Source organism: Dialister sp. (genome assembly GCF_051885895.1).
Classification (GTDB): Bacteria; Bacillota; Negativicutes; order Veillonellales; family Dialisteraceae; genus Dialister.
Genome location: NZ_JBJEXP010000090.1, coordinates 1 through 6,545 on the forward strand (window position 1 = coordinate 1; position 6,545 = coordinate 6,545).

The window sequence follows — 6,545 nt, forward strand, 5'->3', positions numbered from 1 at the left end:
AAGATTTTCGAGCGCAGTGAAACGGAGCCCCGAAATCCCCTGTCTCGATGTTTAGCAGCGGTTCTGACTCTTTGTAATTCCAAACTAATATGAAATGTGAAAATATTTTCATTAAGGGGGTCTATAAATTAAAGTTCCACCGATAGTAGTATCAGAAGGATGAGAAGACCTCATGAGATGATGCATTCGAATTCCAAACTGCCATCCTCCATATCCGCAGTAAGGGGGAGGGCAGGGGAATGAAGAAACATCAGGAATTCCATCTTTTCAATCCTCCCTAAAATCGGCCGATGATAGACAGAAGACAATGCAGTACCAAAAAACAAAAGACAGAAAAGCAATAAAGAAGAGGCCGCAGAACTTTCCTCATTTAGTGCGCGTATCCTGCATAGGATATGCAAGTCGGGAAAAGTTGGCCCTTAGTCTGCACATAAAAGGGCTTTCCTTTTAATTTCTCGACCGTCTAAGTATCGAGCAGCACCTACATATGTAGGAGGGCCAAGGCGTGGATGCCGTATCTACTGGCTGAACTTATCTGGAGACTATTTAAGGAACCCTGGGACGCAGTAGGGGCTGAAAGTTCTTATAAAACCAGATTCTGCCATTAAGGCGATGCTGCCCCGATACTCCCCTGGCAGGCTTTTCTGCGTTTTGCGTGGAAAAAGGGCAGTGATTTTTGAATCGGATTCGGAAATTACTGCCCTTTTTCTTCTAATATGGTACTATATACATTAAGAATACCTATTTTAACAGCTTATTTTCATCATTCCTAATGACACGCAGGTGACACCATGGATAAGAAAAGTCTCAGTGAAGAGGATATCAAGAACCGGTTTATTACACCGGCCATCGAGGCAGGCTGGGATAAGCAGCATATCCGTATGGAAAAGGCTATTACCGACGGCAGGGTGAATATCAGGGGAAATCTGGCAGTGCGGGAGAAGCCGAAGCGGGCGGACTATGTGCTTTATAAAGATGGAGTGTTGCCGCTGGCCATTGTGGAGGCCAAGGATAACAATCGCTCTATTTCCTTTGGCCTGCAGCAGGCGAAGGATTACTGTATCATGATGGATGTGAAATTTGCTTACAGTTCCAATGGCGACGGTTTTGAAGAGTATGATTTTCTGACCGGTGTGGAACGAACGCTCACTTTGGAGGCATTTCCCTCGGAAGAAGAGCTTATGGAGCGGTATGTGCGGGAATCATCCATGACGGAGAACGAGCTGAAAGCACTGACACAGCCCTATTATGTATCTGCCAATACCTATGCGCCCCGCTACTATCAGCAGGTGGCGGTAGACCGTATTATGGATGCTATTGCAAAAGGGCAGAAAAGAATTCTTCTTGTCATGGCTACGGGCACAGGGAAAACTTATACTGCATTCCAGACGGTGTGGCGTCTTCGGAAAAGCGGCCTGGTGAAGAAAGTGCTTTATCTGGCTGACAGAAATATCCTGGTGGACCAGTCTATCCAGCAGGACTTTGCTCCTTTGGAAAAAGTGATTCATAAGGTGAATTTTACCAAGGATGACCGCCGGACATTGACTTCCTATGAAATCTACTTCGCCCTTTACCAGCAGATGGTAGGAAATGATGAGGAAGAGCACTTCCGTGAACTCTTTGATCCCGATTTCTTTGATCTGGTCATTGTGGACGAATGCCATCGGGGCTCAGCAAAGGAAGAAAGCCGGTGGCGGAAAGTGCTGGCCTATTTCGATAAAGCGGTGCAGATCGGTATGACAGCCACGCCCAAGGAAACGGCCTATGTGTCCAGCACCGACTACTTCGGTGAACCGGTGTATACCTACAGCCTGAAGCAGGGCATAGAAGACGGATTCCTGGCGCCCTTCCGGGTCATTAATGTACATACCAATATAGGCGACGGCTGGCGGCCCAGGAAAGGGCAGCTGGATGCCTTCGGAAATCCGGTGGAAGACCGCATTTACAATAATCTGGATTACGATAAAAATATAGTCATTGAAGACAGGACAAGGGAAGTGGCGCAGCAGATTACAGACTACCTGCAAGCCACCGGGCCCTACCAGAAGACCATTGTTTTCTGTGAAACAGAAGCGGCGGCGGAACGAATGCGGGCGGCTCTGGCCAAGGCCAATCCTCTCCGCATGAGGGAAAATCCGGACTATGTGGTGCGGATAACCGGCAGTGACGACTACGGCAAGAAAAAACTGCAGTACTTCATTTCCGTAAGCTCCCGGTATCCCGTCATTGCCACCACCTCGGAACTTCTCTCCACCGGTGTGGACTGCAAGATGGTGAAGCTCATCGCATTGGACAGAAATATTGCTTCCATGACCCTTTTCAAGCAGATCGTGGGCCGGGGCACCAGGCTTCGCACACAGGATGGAAAGTACAGCTTCGTCATCATGGATTTCAGGGACGTGACGCGGCTCTTTGCAGACCCCGACTGGGACGGTCCGGTGGAGCAGGATCCCGATTTCGGCAGAAAAAAGAAACCGGGCATAGGGGAAAAGAAAACTCCCTATGGCGGTGAGGGAAATGACAATGATGACGATAAGCCGAAAAGCCTGCCGGTTATCCGCCCTGACGGATGCCGGGTATATGTACTGAACCGCACCATTTCCGTCTATGACAGCGACGGGAAACTGCTGAAACAGGAAGATATCATCGACTATACAAAAGAAAACGTGCAGGGCACCTTTGGCAGTCTGTCCGCCTTTATCAGCACATGGAACAGGGAAGATAAGAAAAAGGTGATTGCCGAAATTTTGGCAAAGCAGGGCATCGATCTGGATAAGCTGAAAAGGAGCCAGCACATGGAAGATGTGGACGACTTCGATTTCATCTGCAACATTGCCTACGGACAGAAGCCGCTGACAAGAAGAGAGCGGGCGGAACAGGTAAAGAAAAAAGACATTTTCCACCGCTACGGCGGTGCTGCCAGGGAAGTGCTGGATATCCTGCTGGATAAATACATGAACCTGGGCATCAAGGAAATCGAAAAACCGGAAATCCTGAAAATGAAGGAATTCCGGAAATACGGCACCCCTGCCGGCATAGCCCGCCTCTTTGGCGGAAAGAACGGCTTCTTTGAAGCCATTCGCGAACTGAAAAAAGAACTTTATGAAAAGGATGTTGGATAAATGGCAGCAAACCTGAACGGCCTGGTGAAAAGGCTGAGAGATATTATGCGCATGGACAGCGGTATCAACGGCGATGCCCAGCGCATTGAACAGATAGCATGGATTCTTTTCCTGAAAGTCTATGCAGCCAAGGAAGCAGACTGGGAAATGGAAGGGGATTATGAATCTGTCATTCCTGCGCCCTACCGCTGGGAAAAATGGGCCGTAGACGACGGGAAGGGGACTGCCCGTACCGGCGAAGACCTGCTGGACTTTGTGAATGATATGTTCCGGGTATTGAAGGATCTGCCGGTGACACCGGATATGCCCCAGAAGAAAACCATTGTGAAAACGGTCTTTGAAGACGCCAACCAGTACATGAAAGACGGCGTGCTTCTCCGGCAGGTGGTGAACACCATCGATGCCATCGACCTTTCCAGCTATGACAATATCCATGCCCTGGGCGACATTTACGAAACCATCCTGAAGGACCTCCAGTCCGCCGGTTCCGCCGGGGAATTCTATACCCCAAGGGCAGTGACCGACTTCATGGCGGAAATGATTCATCCAAAACTGGGGGAACGGATGGCAGACTTCGCTTGCGGCACCGGCGGATTTTTGACCAGCTGGCTCAAAGGGCTGGCGCCGCAGATCCGGACACCGGAAGACCAGAAAGCGTACAATGACTCCATTTACGGCGTGGAAAAGAAACCTTTCCCCTACCAGCTCTGCATTACCAATATGCTGCTCCACGACATTGACGAACCCCACATCATCTACGGCAACAGCCTCATGAAAGACGTGCTGGATTACACGGACAGGGACAGATTCGACGTCATTCTTATGAATCCACCTTATGGCGGCAATGAAAAAGCGGACGTGCAGCAGCATTTTCCGGCGGATCTGGCGGACAGTGAGACCGCGGACCTTTTCATGTCCGTCATGATGTACCGCCTCAAAGAAGGGGGACGGGCCGCCGTCATCCAGCCCGACGGCTTCCTCTTCGGCACGGACAATACGAAAGCCAATATCAAGAAAAAACTGATGAAGGAATTCAACCTGCACACTATCATCCGTCTGCCGGGCAGCGTCTTTGCGCCTTATACAAGCATTACCACCAACATCCTCTTCTTCGACCACACCGGCCCTACGAAGGAAACATGGATTTACCGTCTCGACATGCCGGAAGGATACAAGCACTTCTCCAAAACAAAGCCCATGCAGCTCTCCCACTTCGACCCTGTCATCTCCTGGTGGAACCACCGGGAAGAAATCACGGAAGAGGGCTGGCCCAAAGCGAAATGCTTCAGCGCCGAGGAAATCGAAGCGAATGGGTATAACCTGGATCTCTGCGGCTTTCCTCATGAAGAAGAAGATATCCTTCCGCCCCATGAACTTATTGCCGTCTACCAGCAGAAAAGAAAAGACCTGAATGAGAAAATCGATACCATCCTGGCTAAAATCGAAAAAGAAATGGGGGCATCCTCATGACAGGAAAAGAACTGTGGGACAGCATCCTCCAGCAGGCCATAGAAGGGAAACTGGTGCCCCAGAGAAAAGAAGAAGGAACGGCGGCGGAGCTTCTCCAGGCAATCCGGAAAGAAAGAGCAAAGCTGGTAAAGGAAGGAAAACTGAAGAAAGCAAAGCCCCTTCCGGCGGTGAAGGAAGAAGAAAAGCCTTTTGATATCCCCGACAACTGGGAATGGGTGAGGCTGGGGGAATTGCTTGATATTATTGGTGGAGTCTCTTACAAAAAGAACGATATTACCTCAAAGGGTGTACGAGTTTTGAGAGGAGGAAATATTGTTAATGAAGATATTCAGTTATTTGATGATGATGTATTTTTACCACAAAGCCAATATGATAATAATAAGCAAATTCAGATTAATGATGTAATTATAGTTGCATCTACGGGAAGCAAAAAGGTTATTGGCAGACCTGGATTTGTCATGAGCCAGCAGAATTTAACAATGATTGGCGCTTTTTTACGTATTTGCAGGCCTGTTAATAGTCTGTTGGCTCCATACATTAGGTGTATATTTTCCAGTGAATTTTACAGAGGTCATATTCGAGATGTAGTGCATGGAACTAACATTAATAATCTGAAACAAGAGTACATTACTCATTTTGGGGTTCCTCTTCCTCCTCTGGCCGAACAGCACCGCATTGTTGAAAAACTGGAAACCCTGAAGCCCCTGGTGGAATCCTACGGCCGGGCGGCGGAGGAGCTGGAGAAGCTGAACCGGAAATTCCCGGAAGACCTGAAAAAGAGCCTCCTCCAGCAGGCCATGGAAGGAAAGCTGGTGCCCCGGAGAAAAGAAGAAGGGACAGCGGCGGAGCTTCTCGATGAAATCCGGAAAGAAAGAGCAAAGCTGGTAAAGGAAGGAAAGCTGAAGAAAACAAAGCCCCTTCCGGCGGTGAAAGAAGAAGAAAAGCCCTTTGATATTCCCGACAGCTGGGAATGGGTGAGGTTAAATGACTGTTTGGATGTTCGAGATGGTACGCATGATACTCCAGCTTATCATTTAGAGGGATATCCTCTTGTGACTAGTAAAAATTTGACTGATAAGGGAATTGATTTTTCAAATTGCAAATTAATCAGTAAAGAAGACTATGAATCAATAAATCAAAGGTCTAAAGTTGATGATGGGGATATACTTTTTGCAATGATTGGTACGGTGGGAAACCCAGTGCTTTATCATGGAACTTCTGATTTTAGCATTAAAAACATGGCTCTGTTTAAACACATAGGAAACTTCCTTGATATGGAGTATGTGTATTGGTTTCTTGTGATGGCGCAACAAGAAATGAAGAAAAAGGCAGCAGGTGCAGTTCAAAGTTTTGTGTCGTTAAGTTTTTTGCGAAACTTTCTTATTCCCCTTCCCCCGCTGGCCGAGCAGCACCGCATTGTGAAAAAGCTGGAATCCCTGCTGGCCCTCTGTGATGAGCTGCAGCTAAAGGATTGATTTCATGGAGACAGATGGCCCTTCATCCCGACTATGTATACAGAGAAGCAGAGAGCCCTGAAGACCGGCAGCACATCCTGCCTGCGCAAATCCATGGAATGCAGGACAGCCGGAGAGAGGGGCAGGATGCTTCTCCTCAGCCGGCTGAAAATCATCATAAAACTTCCCGATATCCTCTAAATGCAGTCATACTGCCTGAAGCGGCTTTTGGGTATTTCCCGCTTTGAGGATTTCAGGAAGTTTTTGCGTGTATTTTAGAGCGCGGGCGTTCAATGAGGAAAGGGATTTCTCGACTCCGCTTTGCTCCGCTCGAAATGACCGAGTAAAGCTGCTTCATGCAGTCATACAGCCTGAAGCTGCTTCTGGGTATTTCCCGCTTTGAGGATTTCAGGAAGTTTTTGCGTGTTTTTTAGAGTGCAGGCATTCAATGAGGAAAGGGATTTCTCGACTCCGCTTCGCTCCGCTCGAAATGACTGGG

At 48.4% G+C, this 6,545-nt stretch carries 3 protein-coding genes; all 3 read left to right on the plus strand.

Annotated elements, in window-relative coordinates; genetic code table 11:
* Positions 1 to 791: 791 nt before the first annotated feature.
* The 3 genes from hsdR to ACI4N7_RS07935 are packed head-to-tail and all read left to right on the plus strand — an operon-like array spanning position 792 to position 6,067.
* Complete coding sequence (gene hsdR, locus ACI4N7_RS07925; protein WP_439732817.1) at positions 792 to 3,122, plus strand: EcoAI/FtnUII family type I restriction enzme subunit R; 2,331 nt, start codon at positions 792 to 794, stop codon at positions 3,120 to 3,122.
* Positions 3,123 to 4,592, plus strand: a complete 1,470-nt coding sequence (locus ACI4N7_RS07930; RefSeq protein WP_439732818.1) for an N-6 DNA methylase — start codon at positions 3,123 to 3,125, stop codon at positions 4,590 to 4,592.
* Complete coding sequence (locus tag ACI4N7_RS07935; protein WP_439732819.1) at positions 4,589 to 6,067, plus strand: restriction endonuclease subunit S; 1,479 nt, start codon at positions 4,589 to 4,591, stop codon at positions 6,065 to 6,067. Before ACI4N7_RS07930 ends, ACI4N7_RS07935 begins: the two co-directional genes overlap by 4 nt.
* Positions 6,068 to 6,545: the final 478 nt, after the last annotated feature.